This is a genomic window from Defluviimonas sp. D31 (genome assembly GCF_033436765.1).
In the GTDB taxonomy this organism is placed as follows: domain Bacteria; phylum Pseudomonadota; class Alphaproteobacteria; order Rhodobacterales; family Rhodobacteraceae; genus Albidovulum.
Map to the genome: position 1 here is coordinate 232,224 of NZ_JAWQFN010000005.1, position 13,962 is coordinate 246,185.

The 13,962-nt window shown below is 69.3% G+C and carries 15 protein-coding genes; 3 read left to right on the forward strand and 12 right to left on the reverse strand.

Annotated elements, in window-relative coordinates:
* Positions 1-72: 72 nt before the first annotated feature.
* The 8 genes from R5H32_RS11680 to R5H32_RS11715 are packed head-to-tail and all read right to left on the reverse strand — an operon-like array spanning position 73 to position 5,953.
* The gene (locus R5H32_RS11680) at positions 73-471 is read right to left on the reverse strand and encodes a CBS domain-containing protein (RefSeq protein ID WP_318338852.1); all 399 of its coding nucleotides are present in this window, start codon (positions 469-471) and stop codon (positions 73-75) included.
* Positions 464-634, reverse strand: a complete 171-nt coding sequence (locus R5H32_RS11685; protein ID WP_318338853.1) for a hypothetical protein — start codon at positions 632-634, stop codon at positions 464-466. The genes R5H32_RS11680 and R5H32_RS11685 overlap by 8 nt, the downstream gene beginning before the upstream one ends.
* Before the next feature lie 37 nt (positions 635-671).
* Entirely contained in the window at positions 672-1,892 is a 1,221-nt protein-coding gene (nqrF, locus tag R5H32_RS11690; protein WP_318338854.1) for an NADH:ubiquinone reductase (Na(+)-transporting) subunit F, read from the reverse strand.
* Positions 1,889-2,491: an NADH:ubiquinone reductase (Na(+)-transporting) subunit E gene (nqrE, locus tag R5H32_RS11695; RefSeq protein WP_318338855.1), complete on the reverse strand. Its 603-nt coding sequence runs from the start codon at positions 2,489-2,491 to the stop codon at positions 1,889-1,891. Before nqrE ends, nqrF begins: the two co-directional genes overlap by 4 nt.
* Positions 2,488-3,141 (reverse strand): NADH:ubiquinone reductase (Na(+)-transporting) subunit D, encoded by a 654-nt coding sequence (locus R5H32_RS11700; RefSeq protein WP_318338856.1) that lies wholly within the window; start codon positions 3,139-3,141, stop codon positions 2,488-2,490. The genes nqrE and R5H32_RS11700 overlap by 4 nt, the downstream gene beginning before the upstream one ends.
* Position 3,142: 1 nt before the next feature.
* Complete coding sequence (gene nqrC / locus R5H32_RS11705) at positions 3,143-3,943, reverse strand: NADH:ubiquinone reductase (Na(+)-transporting) subunit C (protein ID WP_318338857.1); 801 nt, start codon at positions 3,941-3,943, stop codon at positions 3,143-3,145.
* Positions 3,936-4,712: an RnfABCDGE type electron transport complex subunit D gene (locus R5H32_RS11710; protein WP_318338858.1), complete on the reverse strand. Its 777-nt coding sequence runs from the start codon at positions 4,710-4,712 to the stop codon at positions 3,936-3,938. The genes nqrC and R5H32_RS11710 overlap by 8 nt, the downstream gene beginning before the upstream one ends.
* Positions 4,709-5,953 carry a hypothetical protein gene (locus R5H32_RS11715; RefSeq protein ID WP_318338859.1) on the reverse strand — a complete coding sequence of 415 codons (1,245 nt, stop codon included), beginning with the start codon at positions 5,951-5,953 and terminating at the stop codon, positions 4,709-4,711. The genes R5H32_RS11710 and R5H32_RS11715 overlap by 4 nt, the downstream gene beginning before the upstream one ends.
* A 132-nt stretch (positions 5,954-6,085) precedes the next feature.
* On the opposite strand from R5H32_RS11715, the gene R5H32_RS11720 reads away from it, so the two are divergent.
* Positions 6,086-7,174, forward strand: a complete 1,089-nt coding sequence (locus R5H32_RS11720) for a polyheme membrane-associated cytochrome C (protein WP_318338860.1) — start codon at positions 6,086-6,088, stop codon at positions 7,172-7,174.
* Between the two features lie 18 nt (positions 7,175-7,192).
* On the opposite strand, the gene R5H32_RS11725 is transcribed toward R5H32_RS11720, so the two are convergent.
* Positions 7,193-7,894 (reverse strand): helix-turn-helix domain-containing protein, encoded by a 702-nt coding sequence (locus R5H32_RS11725; protein ID WP_318338861.1) that lies wholly within the window; start codon positions 7,892-7,894, stop codon positions 7,193-7,195.
* Between the two features lie 181 nt (positions 7,895-8,075).
* On the opposite strand from R5H32_RS11725, the gene R5H32_RS11730 reads away from it, so the two are divergent.
* Positions 8,076-8,822 carry a response regulator transcription factor gene (locus R5H32_RS11730; RefSeq protein WP_318338862.1) on the forward strand — a complete coding sequence of 249 codons (747 nt, stop codon included), beginning with the start codon at positions 8,076-8,078 and terminating at the stop codon, positions 8,820-8,822.
* Here the strand turns inward: R5H32_RS11730 and R5H32_RS11735 are convergent.
* Entirely contained in the window at positions 8,793-10,349 is a 1,557-nt protein-coding gene (locus R5H32_RS11735; protein WP_318338863.1) for a PAS domain S-box protein, read from the reverse strand. The genes R5H32_RS11730 and R5H32_RS11735 overlap by 30 nt on opposite strands.
* Positions 10,350-10,421: 72 nt before the next feature.
* Positions 10,422-11,573, reverse strand: a complete 1,152-nt coding sequence (locus R5H32_RS11740) for a site-2 protease family protein (protein ID WP_318338864.1) — start codon at positions 11,571-11,573, stop codon at positions 10,422-10,424.
* Positions 11,574-11,750: 177 nt separating this feature from the next.
* Between R5H32_RS11740 and R5H32_RS11745 the strand changes: the two genes are divergently transcribed.
* On the forward strand, positions 11,751-13,004 hold the full coding sequence (locus R5H32_RS11745; protein WP_318338865.1) for a DNA polymerase IV: 1,254 nt from the start codon (positions 11,751-11,753) through the stop codon (positions 13,002-13,004).
* Here the strand turns inward: R5H32_RS11745 and R5H32_RS11750 are convergent, their stop codons facing one another.
* Positions 13,005-13,868: an N-formylglutamate amidohydrolase gene (locus R5H32_RS11750; RefSeq protein WP_318338866.1), complete on the reverse strand. Its 864-nt coding sequence runs from the start codon at positions 13,866-13,868 to the stop codon at positions 13,005-13,007.
* Positions 13,869-13,962 lie beyond the last annotated feature (94 nt).

The following is a 13,962-nucleotide window of genomic DNA, read 5'->3' on the forward strand; positions in this document are numbered from 1 at the left end:
GTTCGGTCGCCCGGAGTTAACCAGATCGCGACAGAGGCCACAACTGCGCCCGTCAGCCCAGCCCTGCGCCGCTCACCCCCATTGCTCGACAAGCGCGCGCAGGACGTCGGCGCGGCTGACCTGCCCGACGAGCCGCCCCTCCGACACGACCGGAAAGCGCCGGTAGACGCTGCCAAGAAAGGCCTCCGCCGCCGCGACGATATCCATGTTCGCGTCGAGCGTCTCGACGTCGCGGTTCATGTAGTCGCGCACGCAGTCGCCCCACTCCTGATAGTAGGACGCATTCAGCGCCGCCCGCAGACAGTCCTTCTTCGACAGGACCCCGACAAGCTGGCCCGCCGCATCGACCACGGGCGCCCCCGAGATGCGCCGGTCGAGCAGGATCCTCAGCGCATGGTTGATCTCCATGTCCGGGGTCAGCGTGATCAGCTCACGCGCCATGCAGTCGGCGACCTTGGGGCGATCAGTCATCGCGGCCCCCTTCCCCGCCCCCGCATCCGGCGCAGGCCGCGACCTTGCGGCAGGCGACGCCGCCGCAGGATCCCTTGAGCGGGCGGCGCCCGGCAAGGAGCCCGACCGCGAGGCCGGCCTGGACGAGAAGCAGGATCGCGAGGGTCAGAAGGAAGGTCGCCATGTCATCTCTCCGTAAGGGTCAGGGGCGGTTCCATCGCTCAGGCTCCGAAATCGTCGTTGAAGATGGCGCTGTCGTCGACGCCCGCATCGGCGAGCATCGCGAGCACCGCCTTGATCATCAGCGGCGGGCCGCAAAGGTAGTATTCGCAGTCCTCTGGCGCGGGGTGATCCTTCAACAGCCGCTCCTCGACGACCCTGTGAACGAAGCCGGTGGCCCCCTGCCAGCCATCCTCAGGGCGCGGGTCGGAAAGCGCGACCGTCCAGCGGAAATTGTCGTGCCGCTCGGCCAGCGCATCGAACTCATCGGCGTAGAACAGCTCGCCCCGGTTCCGCGCGCCGTACCAGAAGCTCATCCGCCGCTGCGTCCCCAGCCGTTCCAGCTGGTCGAGGATGATCGCGCGCAGGGGCGCCATGCCGACCCCGCCGCCGATGAAGACCATCTCCCGGTCGCTCTCCTGCGCGCGGAAGCTGCCGAACGGACCGGCGATCTCGATCCGGTCGCCCGGCCTAACCGCGAAGAGATGCGAGGAAACCTTGCCCGGCGGCGCCTCCGGCTCATGCGGCGGCGGCAGCGCGAGGCGGATGTTGAAGACGACGCGCCCGGCCTCGCTGTCCTCAAGCCGGTTGGAGATCGAATAGGCCCGCGTCTCGCTCTGCCGGCACTCGGAGACGAGCGGACGAACCGCCCGCCAGGCCCGCTCGTGTTCCGCCGGCACGTCGAGCTCGTCGAACCGCAGCCGGTAGGGCGGCGCGGTGATCTGGAAGAAGCTCCCCGCGGGCAGCTTGGGCCGCGCCCCCTCCGGCAGCGCGACCACGAGTTCCCGGATGAAGGGCGCGAGGAAGCGGGCGGAGTGCACCGTGCAGTCGAGGCTTTCGGCGCCGATCAGGCTGTCCGCCAGCTCCACCGCGACATCGCCGCGCAAGGTCACCTGGCAGGCCAGCCGCATCCCCTGCGCCAGCTCCGCCCGGCTCAGCCGCGCGGTCTCGGTCGGCAACACGGTCCCGCCGCCCCCGGTCACCGTCACCCGGCAAAGCCCGCAGGTTCCGGCCCCCGCGCAGGCCGAGGGCACGAGGATCCCGGCCTGCCCAAGCGCGGAGAGCAGCTTGTCGCCGGTCACCGCGGCGACGTTCTCGCGCCCGTTGACGGTGATCGAGACCGGCTTCGCGGGCAGGAGCACCCGCCGCGCGGCGGTGACGACCGCCGTGAGGACAAGGACGATCGCGGTCAGGAGCACGCTGCCAAGGACGATCTCGGTCATGGCCCGCCCGCCCCCGCCAAGGCCGAGATCCCCAGGGACATGAGCCCGGTCACCAAGAAGGCGCTGCCGAGCCCCTGCAGCCCCGCCGGCATGTCGCTGTAGCGCAGCCGCTCGCGGATCGCGGCGAAGGTCACGATCGCAAGCGCCCAGCCGGCGCCGCTGCCGAAGCCGTAGACGACCGCCTCCGCGAAATCGTACCTGCGCTCGACCATGAAAAGACTGCCGCCGAGGATCGCGCAGTTCACCGTGATCAGCGGCAGGAAGATCCCGAGCGCGCGGTACAGCAGCGGCGCGAAGCGGTCGAGCGTCATTTCAAGCACCTGCACCGAGGCCGCGATCACGCCGATGAAGGTCACGAGCTTCAGGAACCCCAGATCGACCTCCGGCAGCCCCACCCAGCCCCAGGCGCCTTCGGACAGAAGCTGCGTCTGGATCAGGTTGTTCAGGGGCACCGTGATCGTCTGCACCACGATGACCGCAAACCCCAGCCCCGCCGCCGTCTCCACCCGCTTCGACACCGCAAGGAAGGTGCAGATGCCGAGAAAGAACGACAGCGCGAGGTTCTCCTCGAAGATCGACCTGAAGAGGAGCTCGGTCATCGCTCCTCCTCCGTCGCCTCAAGCCGGTAGTCCGGCGCCTCGGCCTGCGACCGGCGCAGGGCCCGGATCGCCCAGACCAGGAGCCCGAGGATGAAGAACGCCGCCGGCGCCCGCTGCATCAGCGCGAGCGGCTCGAACCAGCCGCCCTCGGCCACGGTCGCCACGACCGGCCGGCCAAGGAGCGTGCCCGCGCCGAGGAGCTCGCGCAACGTGCCGACGACGATCAGGACGAGGCTGTAGCCCATCCCGTTGCCGAGCGCGTCGGCGAGCGTCGGCAGGACCGGGTTCTTCATCGCGAAGCTCTCGGCCCGGCCAAGGACGAGGCAGTTGGTGACGATCAGCCCGACGAAGACCGAGAGCCGCCGGCTCATCTCGAACGCGTAGGCGCGCAGGAGCCCGTCGATCACGATGACAAGCGAGGCGATGATCGTGATCTGGACGATCAGCCGCACCGAATGCGGAATATGTTGCCGGATCAGGCTGATGAACAGGCCCGAGAGGCAGAGCACCACCGTCAGCGCAGCCGCCATCGTCAGCGCCGTCGCCAGCGTCGTCGTCACCGCGAGCGCCGAACATATCCCGAGGATCTGCAGCGTCACCGGGTTCTCGTCGACGAGCGGTCGGGTCAGGCGGTCGATGAACGTGGCCATGTCACCCCCCCTCCCGCTTCAGCCGGTCGAGGAACGGGCCGAACCCGTGCGCGCCGAGCCAGAACGCCAGCATGTTGGAGATCCCGGCCCCGGTCCGGGTCGCGCCCGATATCCCGTCGACCTCGTAAGGCGCCTTCGCCGGGGTCTGCACCACCCGGATCAGGACGCGTCCCGCGTCATCCGCGACCCTGCGGCCGGTCCAGAGCGCCTGCCAGTCCGGCTCCTCGATCCGCGCGCCGAGGCCGGGCGTCTCGCCCTGCTCGACGACCGTGAGCGCCGCGACGGTGACGAGATCGGGCTCAAGCGCCAGGTAGGCGCGGATCAGCGACTGGTACCCCATCCCCGAGACCGGCAGCACGACGAGCGCGAGCCGCCCGTCGCGTTCGAGAAGATGGACCGGCGCAAGGGTGGCGATCCGTTTCAACCCGGCTGGATCGGCCTCGGGGGGAAGCTCCTTGCTCGTCGCGGGATCCCTCGCGGCCGCGACGGGATCGAACGCCGCCGGATTGGTGGCGGTCTCGTAGTCGCCGGTCTCCAGCACCACGAGCCGCGTCTCCAGCGCATCGACGCCGGCCTCCTCCATCAGCTCGCGCATCGCCGGAAGGGCCGCGACCATCGCCGCGAGCCGCGCCTGCCGCTCGCGCTCGACATGCGCGTCCTGCAACGGCTTCAGGAGGACCGAGGCCGAGGAGACGACCAGCGCGCAGACGAGCGCGACGAGGAAGGTCACGCCGAAAGCCTTGCGCGGATCGGTGTTCGGCAGGCCGAGAAAGCGCCGCCAGGGGCCCGTGCGCTCAGACATGCCGCCGCCTCCCGTCCCGGCGCCGGGCAAGGGCGCGGATCACCAGATGGTCGACCAGCGGGGCCGCGAGGCTCGCGAGCAGCGCGGCGAAGACGAGCGCGTTGACCGGCCCCATGCCGGCCAGAAGGACCACGAGCCCCCCGGCTATGAGCCCGTGAATCCAGCGCCCGGCCTGCGTCGCCGCAGCCGCGACCAGATCGGCGATCAGGAACACCGCGCCGAACGCCAGCGATACCCCGAGCGACGGGCCGGGCAAAGCGCCCGAGGCGAGAAGCGTGGCAAGGCAGAGTCCCAGCGCGAAGCCCGCGAGCAGCCGCCAGAAGACGAGCCCCGCCGCGAAAAGCAGCGCCAGTCCGGGGACCGTCGCCGCCGCGACGGCGGGCTCGGCGCCGGCAAGCCCGGTTCCCGGAAAGGAGAAGGCGAGAAAGGCCAGCGCCGCGACCGCCGGGCTGAGGAACCCGAAGCCGCGCCCGCCGAAGACCTGCTCGCCAAGGACGACGCCGAAGCTCGCCGCCAGCGCCACCTGCCAGAGCGGCACGTCCGGCGGCACCGCCACCGCGAGGATCAGCCCGGTCGTGACGCTGTGCCAGGCCAGCGAACCGGCGCGGGCGCGGGCAAAGACGAGGTCCCAGATCAGCGTCGACAGAAGCGCGACCGCCAGCACCGCCGCCGCCCCCGCGCCCCGCGCGAGGACCGCCACCGCGACCGGCGGCAGAAGGGCCGCCGCCTGCAGAAGCGTGACGCCCGCCGGAGAGGCTGACCGGATCATGCCGCGCCCTCCATCCGGTCGAGAACCCGGCGCAGAAGCCTTCCGTAGTCGCTGCCGCTCGTGCAGAGATGGGTCAGCCGGGCGACGTCCTCCTCGACAAGGCCGCGCGCGCCAAGCCGCTCCGCCGCCTCCAAATCGCCGATCGCGAGCGCGCGCATCAGCGGCACCGGAGGGATCGCGACCGGCAGTGCCGTATCGAGCGCGGCCCGGGGCAGGATCGGCTTGGGGCGCGGCTTGCCCCCGGCCGCGAGATGTTTCGCGAGCCGGTCGAAGAACGATACCCGCCGCACCGGCACCAACGCCGCCTGCGTGTCATAGCGGCCGAGAAACCGCGCCTCGCGGCCCTCGATCCGGGCGCCGGAGACCAGACGGAAGGCTGCACCCGCATCGCCCGGCAGGTCCGCAAGGTCGCTCAACTCCGCCCCGAGCAGGGTCGGGAACAGGGCGGCCTCGCCGCGCCCGTCGTGAAACGCGATGACGCGCTGGCCGTGATAACGGCCGGTCCGTGCCAGCTCCCCCATCGCGACCACGTCCTGCCAGCCGACGGTCCAGACGCTTTGCCCCCCGAGCGGCGCCCCGAGCCGGTCGATGTGATGCGAACTGAGCCCCGCCGCCGCCAGATCGGCGAAATGCGCGGTGCGGATGCGCTCGCGGCCGGGCGTCGCGAAGGCCGCGCCCCGGCGCTGGCAGACGAAGACCGGCCCCCCGGTCAACTCGGCCACCATGTCGAGCCCGCGGTCGAAGCCCGCCCCCGCTTCGGCAAGGACCGCATGCGGATCGGGCGCGCCGTCCCGCTCTGGCATCGCGTTGACGAAGATCGCCTGCGGCACCTCGTCGGGCGCCGGGATGCGCCCGTAGGGCCGCCTGCGGAACGCCGGCCAGAGGCCGCCCGCAAGCAGCGCCGCGCGGGCGTCCCCGACCCGCACCTCCCCAACCGGACTTTCCCGCTCCGGCGCCGCATCGAGCCGCACCAGCAGCAGAGACAACCCCCGCCCCGCGCCCAGCGCCACGGTCTCGACGGTGCCGGACGCCGGCGCGACGAAAGCGATCTCGGGGTGGCGGCGGTCGGTGAACAGCGCCTGCCCGGCCCTGACCCGGTCTCCCTCCGCGGCCACGAAAACGGGCCGCAGCCCCGGATAATCCGCGCCGACCAAGGCGACGCGGCCCGGCCGGCGCAAGGCTCCGACCGGCCCCGCAACGGGGCGGCAGCGCCGCCCCCGGATGGCGTTCAGTCCAATCATTCGCGGTCCAGACCGTCCTTTTGCATGACACTCAGCCCGTTGACGCCGGTGCGCCTTGATCCGTGTCAACGAACGGCCCCCGGCGATCCGGCAGCATGGAGCGATCGGCCCGAGCACCGGAGGTTTCCCGACATGATCCCGAAACTCTTGACGCTGACAGTGACGACGATCTTCCTTTCCGGCCTTTGCGCAACCGTTTCGCCGGCCCAGGAAGCGGCGCCCTCGCTCGCCGACGTGGTCGAATCCTGGCTCGCCTCGCCGCATGCCGACCTGAGCTCGGAGTCCTTCCGCCACTGGAACGAGGATGGCGCCGTGCCGCCGGCATGCGCCAACTGCCACACCAGCGCCGGGTTCCGCGATTTCCTCGGCGCCGACGGCAGCGAGGCCGGCGTCGTCGACCACCCCGCGCTGACCGGCTCCACCGTCGACTGCGCCGCCTGCCACAACCGGACGGCAACGGCGCTCGACAAGGTGACCTTCCCCTCCGGCACCATGACCGAGGGGCTCGGCTCCTCCGCCGTCTGCTGGGTCTGCCACCAGGGCCGGCAATCCTCGGTGAGCGTGGAAAGCGCGCTCGCGGGGCTCGACGAGGACGCGGTCTCGCCCGATCTCGGCTTCATCAACGTGCATTACCGCGCCGCTGCCGCGAGCCTGATGGGCGCGGCTGCTCATGGCGGCTACGAATACCCCGGCAAGACCTACGCCGGGCGCTTCACCCATGTGCCCGGCTTCGACAACTGCACCGGCTGCCACCAGCCCCACACCCTTGCCGTGGACGCGACAGGCTGTCTGGACTGCCACAAGACCGCCGACATCGCCGACATCCGCACCCGTCCCGGCGATTTCGACGCGGATGGCGACTCTGCCGAAGGCATCGCCCACGAGATCGCGGGGCTGCATGCCGCGCTTGGCGAAGCCATCGGCGCCTACGCCGCCGCCGTCGCGGGAACGCCGGTGATCTACGCGCCCGAAAGCTACCCGTATTTCTTCGCGGACCTGAATGCGAACGGGCAGGCCGACGGTGACGAGGTCGGCTATCCGAACCGCTATCAAAGCTGGACGCCACGGCTGCTGAAGGCGGCCTACAACTACCAGTTCGTCGCCAAGGATCCCGGCATCCACGCCCACAATCCGGCCTATGCCGCGCAGATCCTGATCGACAGCCTCGAAAGCCTTGGCGAGAAGGTCGATATCGCGATCAAGTCCGGGCCCCGGCCCTGACGCGGCCACTCTTGCCGGTCAGGCGCAGGCGCACAGCTCGGCATCGCCCTCGGCGAGGCACCGCAGGCAGTATTCATCCCGCACGACCATCGTGTTCGAGTCGTCGAGCGCGATGACATTCTGGGCGCGCAGCTGCGTGATCGACCGGCTCACGGTTTCGGGCGTTAGCCCGAGATAGTCGGCGATATCGGCGCGGTTCATCGGCAGCCGGATCAGCCGGTAATCAGCGAGCGGCTCACCGATCCTGTCGAGCAGCAGCACGAGAAACGCCGCGACCTTCTCGCTGGCAAGCCGCCGGCCGAGGATCAGGAAGTGGTCCTGCAGCATCCGGATCTCGTTGAGCGCGGCGTCCATCAGCCGTGCGCGCAGCTGCGGGTCCATGCCGGACGGCTCCGAGATGTCGTAGCGGCGCGGCACGACCTCGACCGTGGTGATCGCGTCGCATTCGGTCGTGTGGCGACCCTCGCAGGGCAGCCCGATCACGTCGCCCGGAAAGCCGAAGGCAATGACCTGTCGCCGGCCGTCCTTCTGGGTGCGGGTCAGGCGCAGGACGCCGGACGTGACCTTGAAGACGAAATTGGCCCGGTCGGATTCATAGAAAAGGTGCTGGCCGGGCGTCAGCCTGCGCGTCACGCCCTCGACGGCCGCGCTCCGCCCCTGCCGGCGCCGCTGAAGCGACGTCGGGACCGTGCCGAGATCAGCGGGTTTTATTGCGTACATCTTCCCCCCCCACGCAGTGGTGCGGATCGAGGGTGACACGCGACTGTCGCAGGAGTTCATGCGCTATTGTATCAAATTGTACCCGTGCGGCCGTCCGGCATTTGCCAATTGATCCGCCACTGGAAAGCACTATCCTTCCAGCAAGGCGCGGAAATCAGGAATATTTGTCCAAGGAAAAGGGATGGCCGATACGAACATACTCGTGGTCGAGGACGATGCCGGCGTGCGCAAGCTTCTGCGCAGCTGTCTTGAATCCGACGGCTACGCTGTTCAGGAAGCCACTACCGCCGCCGAGGTTCGCGAGGCCCTGTCCCACACGCGGGTGAATCTCATCACGCTCGATCTGAACCTGGAACGGGAAAGCGGTCTCGACATCGCCCAGGAGATCCGCAAGGTTTCCGACGTGCCGATCATCATGGTGACGGCCAAGGACGATCTCATCGACCGCGTCGTCGGGCTCGAGATCGGGGCGGACGACTATATTCCCAAGCCGTTCCACGTCCGCGAGCTTCTGGCGCGGGTGCACAGCGTCCTTAGGCGCAGCGGCGAGCGGCCCGCAGAACCCGCCAAGGCCGACGCCAACGCGAGCCGGGAGCTTTCCTTCGCGGGCTTTCGCGCGATCCCCGACAAGCTCGAACTGACCGGTCCCGACGGGCAGATCGTCGATCTGACCGCGGGGGATTTCCGGCTCCTGACCGTGTTCCTCGAAAGCCCGCGCCGGGTGCTCTCGCGCGAGCAGATCATGGACATCCTGAACGGCCCCGGCTGGTCGCCCTACGACCGGACCATCGACAACCAGGTCGCGCGGCTGCGCAAGAAGATCGAGGTCGAACCCGGCGCCCCGAAACTTATCAAGACCGTGCGCGGCGTGGGCTACATCTTCACGCCCGAGGTCACGCTAAAGGCCGGAGACACTCGCCCGGCCTGACAGCAGGACCCGCAGGCGGGTCGCCAGCTCCGCCTGGTGGTAGGGTTTCTTCAGGACCGGAAACGGCGGCGCCAGTTCCTTCTGCGGCTGGATGAGATCACCGGAGAATCCCGAGGTCAGCAGGATCGCGACATGTGGCCATTCCGCGCGGACCCGCAACGCCAGATCGGTCCCGTTCATCGGTCCCGGCATCACGATATCGGTGAACAGCGCGTCGATCGCCGGGTTGCCGCCGAGGATCTCCAGCGCCTCCTCGGAATCGGCCGCCGCGATCGCGCGGTAGCCCATCGCCTGAAGCCGCGCGACCGAGAGCCGGCGGATGTTCTCGTTGTCCTCGACGACGAGAACCGTCTCGCCCGCGCCCGGCTCGACCACCGGCTTCGGCCGGGGCGCGGGCTCGGCCTCGGACCGCGCCGGATCCCGGTCGGCGGGGAAGTAGAGGCTGACCGTCGTTCCGAGCCCGGCCTCGCTGTAGATGGTCGCGCGCCCGCCCGACTGGTTGGCAAAGCCGTAGACCATGGCCAGCCCCAGCCCCGTACCCTTCGTTTCTGCCTTGGTGGAGAAGTAGGGTTCGAACGCCCGCTTGAGGATTTCGGGCGGCATTCCGGTGCCATTGTCCGTAACCGAAACCCGCACGAACTCCCCCGGCGTGAGACCGACCTCATGCGCGACGTAGTCGTCGTCGATGGCGACCATGCTCGTCCGGATCACGATGTCGCCGCCATCCGGCATCGCGTCGTTCGCGTTGACCACAAGGTTGACGAGCGCGGCCTGCAATTCGGCCGGATCCGCCTGCACCGCCCACAGGTCGGCGGCGAGGGCGCAGTCGAGACGCACGTTCGGAACGAGCGTGCGGCGCAGGATCGCCACCGTCGCGCGCACGGTCTCGTTCACGTCCAGCCGCACCGGCTTCAGATGGCCGCGGCGCCCGAGCGCGCGCAGCCGCTGGATCAGCGAGGATCCAATCTCGGCGGCGGCGAGCGCTTCGCGGATCATCTCCTTGCCGCGGTTGCCCTCCAGCTGGCCTTCCAGCAGTTCGAGATTGCCGACGATCACCGTCAGCAGGTTGTTGAAGTCATGGGCCACGCCGCCCGTCAGCAGGCCCAGCGCCTCCATCCGCTGCGCCGTGACCAGTGCCGCCTCGGCGGACTTGCGCCGCGATATGTCGTGCAGGAGCGCCACGAACAACACCCTGCCGTCGATCCTGCTCTGGCCGACCGAGAGATGCAGCGGAAAGATGCTGCCGTCGCGACGCAGCCCCTCCACTTCGCGCCCCTTGCCGATGATCCGCGCCTCGCCGGTCCTGAGGTAGCGCTCGATCACGTCGGCATGGCGGAGCGTGTCCGCATCCGGGACCAGCATGTCGATGCTCTCGCCCACCATCTCGCCGCTGGAATAACCGAAAAGGCGGCACGCCGCGGGGTTGACCCGGACCATGCGGCCATCGGTATCCGCGACGACGATCGCGTCGACCGCCGCATCCAGCAGCGAGTCGAGCAGATATGCGCTGCGGTCGCTTTCAGCCATGCGGTACCGATCCGTCCCCCTCGGCGCAGTCTCGCGCGGGGGCGGCGAGGCGTCAACGCTTCCGTGCCGGCATCAGCTCCCCGGCGGAACCGACCGCGCGCTCCCCCCGGCGCCGCGTCCTGCGCCCACCTCCTGCAGCACCGCCAGGTAGGCCAGCAGATCGGCGAGCGTGATGACGCCGAGAAAGCGCCCCCGCTCGGCAACGAGGAACTTGCGCCGCCCTGTCTCGGCGATGCGCTTCATCAGCGCCTCGGCCGAAAGGCCGGGTTCCACCGTGCTCGTGTCATTGGCGCCCATGTAGATATCCGCCACATGCGTGTCGTCCCAGTGGTCGCGGTCGATCCCCTGCAGAAGCGCCGTATCGACATATCCCAGCAGGTGATCGCCCTCGACCACCGGAACGAAGCTCACCGCGTGGCGCAGCATGATCGTGTCGACCACGAAGGCCAGCGTGTCGTCGGGCGAGGCGGCATGCACCTGCTCGGTCATCAGCCCGCGCACGCTCTTGCCCGACAGCGAGGCCTTGACCAGAAGCTGCTGATACGTGCCCCGCGCCGCGGAAAGCAGAAAGAGCCCGATCAGCACCTGCCAGATACCCCCGACCGTAGCCCCCGAGAAGAGCGAGACGAAGCCGAAACCGATCAGCGCGTAGGCAAAAAGCGACGAGATCACGGCGGCGTTGCGCGTCGCGCCGATCAGGTCGCCCCGCATCCGCCACAGCATCGCGCGCAGGATCCGGCCACCATCGAGCGGGAAGGCCGGGATCAGGTTGAACAGCGCGAGCACGAGGTTGATCAGGGCGATATATTCCAGCACCGCCTGCAGCGGCGCCGAGACCTGCGCCCCCTCCAGCGCCCGATGCGCGAGCCAGGCGACCGCCGCGATGGCGAGGCTCATGACCGGCCCCGCGATGGCGATCCAGAACTCCGAATGCGGGCTTTCCGGCTCCTCGTCCAGCTCCGCGACCCCGCCGAAGACGAACAGCGTTATCCCGCCCACGCCAAGGCCGAAATGCCGCGCCACCAGCGAATGCGCCAGTTCGTGCAGGATCAGCCCGGCAAAGAGCGCCAGCATCGAGATGACCGCAAGCGCGAGATAGTCGCCCTGGCCAAGCCCCGGCAGCGCCTGCGGGAAATAGCCCGAGGACAGGGTCCAGACGATCAGCGCGGCAATCAGAAGCCAGCTCGGATCCACCTTGATCTGGAACCCGAAGATATCGACCAATTTGACCGCCCTGGAAAACATCGGGCCATCTCTCACCGTTGCCTATGATCAGACCCTATATTCTACCCGGATTCGCGAATTGACGCCGATCAAAGCGGACACGCCCGGATCGGGGCCGAGCGCCGATCCGCAAGCTCCCCCTCCCGCACGCCCCCGGACAGGCCTATACTCCCAGCCATGCCCGCCCTTTGCCGCGATTGCCTCCACCCGTTCGAGACCGGCAGCCGCTGCCCGGCCTGCCGCAGCCCGCGTGTGCTCTCGCATCCCGAGCTCTTCACCCTCTCGATCGCCCACATGGATTGCGACGCCTTCTACGCCTCGGTCGAGAAGCGCGACGACCCCGCGATCCGCGACAAGCCGGTGATCGTCGGCGGCGGCAAGCGCGGCGTCGTGTCGACCTGCTGCTACCTCGCGCGGATCAAGGGCGTGCGCTCGGCGATGCCGATGTTCCAGGCGTTGAAGCTCTGCCCAGAGGCGGTGGTGGTGAAGCCGCGCGGCAGCCATTACGCCGCCGTCTCGCGCGAGATCCGCGCGCTCATGGACGAGCTGACCCCGAAGGTCGAACCCCTCTCGCTCGACGAGGCCTTCCTCGACCTTTCCGGAACCGAGCGGCTCCACAGGGCGCCGCCGGCGGTGCAGCTCTGCCGGCTCCTGAAGCGGATGGAGGCGGAGCTTGGCCTGACCGGCTCGGTCGGGCTGTCGCACAACAAGTTCCTCGCCAAGGTCGCCTCCGACCTCGACAAGCCGCGCGGCTTCTCGGTGATCGGCCGCGCCGACACCGCCGCGTTCCTCAAGGGCAAGCCGGTGCGGATGATCTGGGGCGTCGGCGCCGCGACCCAGATGACGCTCGAAGCCGCCGGGATCCGCAGCTTCGACGACCTCGCGCGCTGGGACCGCAAGGACCTCAACCACCGTTTCGGCGCGATCGGCGACCGGCTCTGGCACCTCGCCCGCGGCGAGGACCACCGCCGCGTCAACCCGCACGAGCCGATGAAGTCGATCTCGGCCGAGACCACCTTCGACGAGGACATCGCCGACCGCGACCTCCTCGACGGCCATATCTGGCGGCTGGCCGAGAAGGTCGCAGACCGGACCAAGGCCAAGACGCTCGCGGGACGCACCGTGACCCTGAAGCTCAAGCGCGCCGACTTCACCGCGATCAGCCGCCGCCACACCCTGCGCGAGCCGACGCAGATGGCCGACCGGCTCTACCGGGAGGCCGCCGACCTCTTGGCGCAGGTGAAGGAGCCGGGTCCGTTTCGGCTGGTCGGGGTGGGCCTGTCGGACCTCGTCCCCGCCGCCGAGGCCGACCTCACCGCCGACCTCCTCGACCCGCAGGCGGTCCGGCGCGCCGGCGCCGAGCGCGCGACCGACGCGATCCGCGCCCGCTTCGGCCCCGACGCTATCGTCAAGGGCCGCTCTCTCAGGTGATCATTCCGCCGCGAGCGACAGCTCGCCGGTGCGGCCGATGTCCGCGATCTCGGCGAGGATCCCGGTCAGGATGCGCTTGAAGCCGGTGAAATTGCCGTTCGGCCGGATCTCGCGCTCGTTCATGTAGAGCGAGCGGTCCATCTCGATCTGCACCGCATGCATCCGCTGCGCCGGCCGGCCGTAGGTCTGGGCGACATAGGCCCCGGCGAAGGGCGCGTTGCGCACGGTCGGAAATCCGGCCGCCACGAACGCCGCCTCGATCCGCTCGACCAGCGCCGCGCCCGCCGTGGTCCCGAACCGGTCGCCGATCACGATCTCGGCCCGGCGCCGCCCCGACGAGGCGACGGCATCCATCGCCTCGTGCGGCATCGAATGCATGTCGATCAGGATCGACTCGCCGAACCGCGCGCGGGCATCGTCGACAAGGCCGCTCAGGCAGGCGTGGTAGGGCCGCCAGCAGGTCTCGATTCTCCGGCAGGCCTCCGACAGCGGTATCTTGCCGCGATAGATCGCCCGCCCCCCGGCGACAACGCGCGGGATCACGCCGAGCCCCGAGGAGATGCGCGGATTGTGGGTGTTGATCCGCACCCCCTCGATCACCGCCGGGTCGAGCTCGTCCGCCGCGCGGTTGAGGTCGAGATAGGCGCGCGGCACCCGCGCGGCGATGAGCGGCGCGCCGAATTGCGGAACACCGGCGAGAAGCTGGTCGACGAAGGCATCCTCCGACGAACGAATCGTGCGCTCGTCCAGGATCGATTCGCGCAGGAATCCGGTCGGGTAGTCGCGCCCGGAATGCGGCGAGGCGAAGACCACGCTGGTCATGAGCCGCTCGGGCAGGGTCAGATCGTAGGGCGCAGCCGGCATTCGGGCTCCTTGAGGTCAAGAAAACTATAGCGGCAAAAAGAGCTGTGCCAAAACCCCTTGAAAGCCTCTCCGACTCCTTTTATAGACCCGGGAC

Bases quoted from the DNA above. Each gene is read 5' to 3' on its own strand.
- R5H32_RS11680 (WP_318338852.1), bottom strand. From the start codon at position 471: ATGACTGATCGCCCCAAGGTCGCCGACTGCATGGCGCGTGAGCTGATC.
- R5H32_RS11685 (WP_318338853.1), bottom strand. From the start codon at position 634: ATGGCGACCTTCCTTCTGACCCTCGCGATCCTGCTTCTCGTCCAGGCC.
- nqrF (WP_318338854.1), bottom strand. From the start codon at position 1,892: ATGACCGAGATCGTCCTTGGCAGCGTGCTCCTGACCGCGATCGTCCTT.
- nqrE (WP_318338855.1), bottom strand. From the start codon at position 2,491: ATGACCGAGCTCCTCTTCAGGTCGATCTTCGAGGAGAACCTCGCGCTG.
- R5H32_RS11700 (WP_318338856.1), bottom strand. From the start codon at position 3,141: ATGGCCACGTTCATCGACCGCCTGACCCGACCGCTCGTCGACGAGAAC.
- nqrC (WP_318338857.1), bottom strand. From the start codon at position 3,943: ATGTCTGAGCGCACGGGCCCCTGGCGGCGCTTTCTCGGCCTGCCGAAC.
- R5H32_RS11710 (WP_318338858.1), bottom strand. From the start codon at position 4,712: ATGATCCGGTCAGCCTCTCCGGCGGGCGTCACGCTTCTGCAGGCGGCG.
- R5H32_RS11715 (WP_318338859.1), bottom strand. From the start codon at position 5,953: ATGATTGGACTGAACGCCATCCGGGGGCGGCGCTGCCGCCCCGTTGCG.
- R5H32_RS11720 (WP_318338860.1), top strand. From the start codon at position 6,086: ATGATCCCGAAACTCTTGACGCTGACAGTGACGACGATCTTCCTTTCC.
- R5H32_RS11725 (WP_318338861.1), bottom strand. From the start codon at position 7,894: ATGTACGCAATAAAACCCGCTGATCTCGGCACGGTCCCGACGTCGCTT.
- R5H32_RS11730 (WP_318338862.1), top strand. From the start codon at position 8,076: ATGGCCGATACGAACATACTCGTGGTCGAGGACGATGCCGGCGTGCGC.
- R5H32_RS11735 (WP_318338863.1), bottom strand. From the start codon at position 10,349: ATGGCTGAAAGCGACCGCAGCGCATATCTGCTCGACTCGCTGCTGGAT.
- R5H32_RS11745 (WP_318338865.1), top strand. From the start codon at position 11,751: ATGCCCGCCCTTTGCCGCGATTGCCTCCACCCGTTCGAGACCGGCAGC.
- R5H32_RS11750 (WP_318338866.1), bottom strand. From the start codon at position 13,868: ATGCCGGCTGCGCCCTACGATCTGACCCTGCCCGAGCGGCTCATGACC.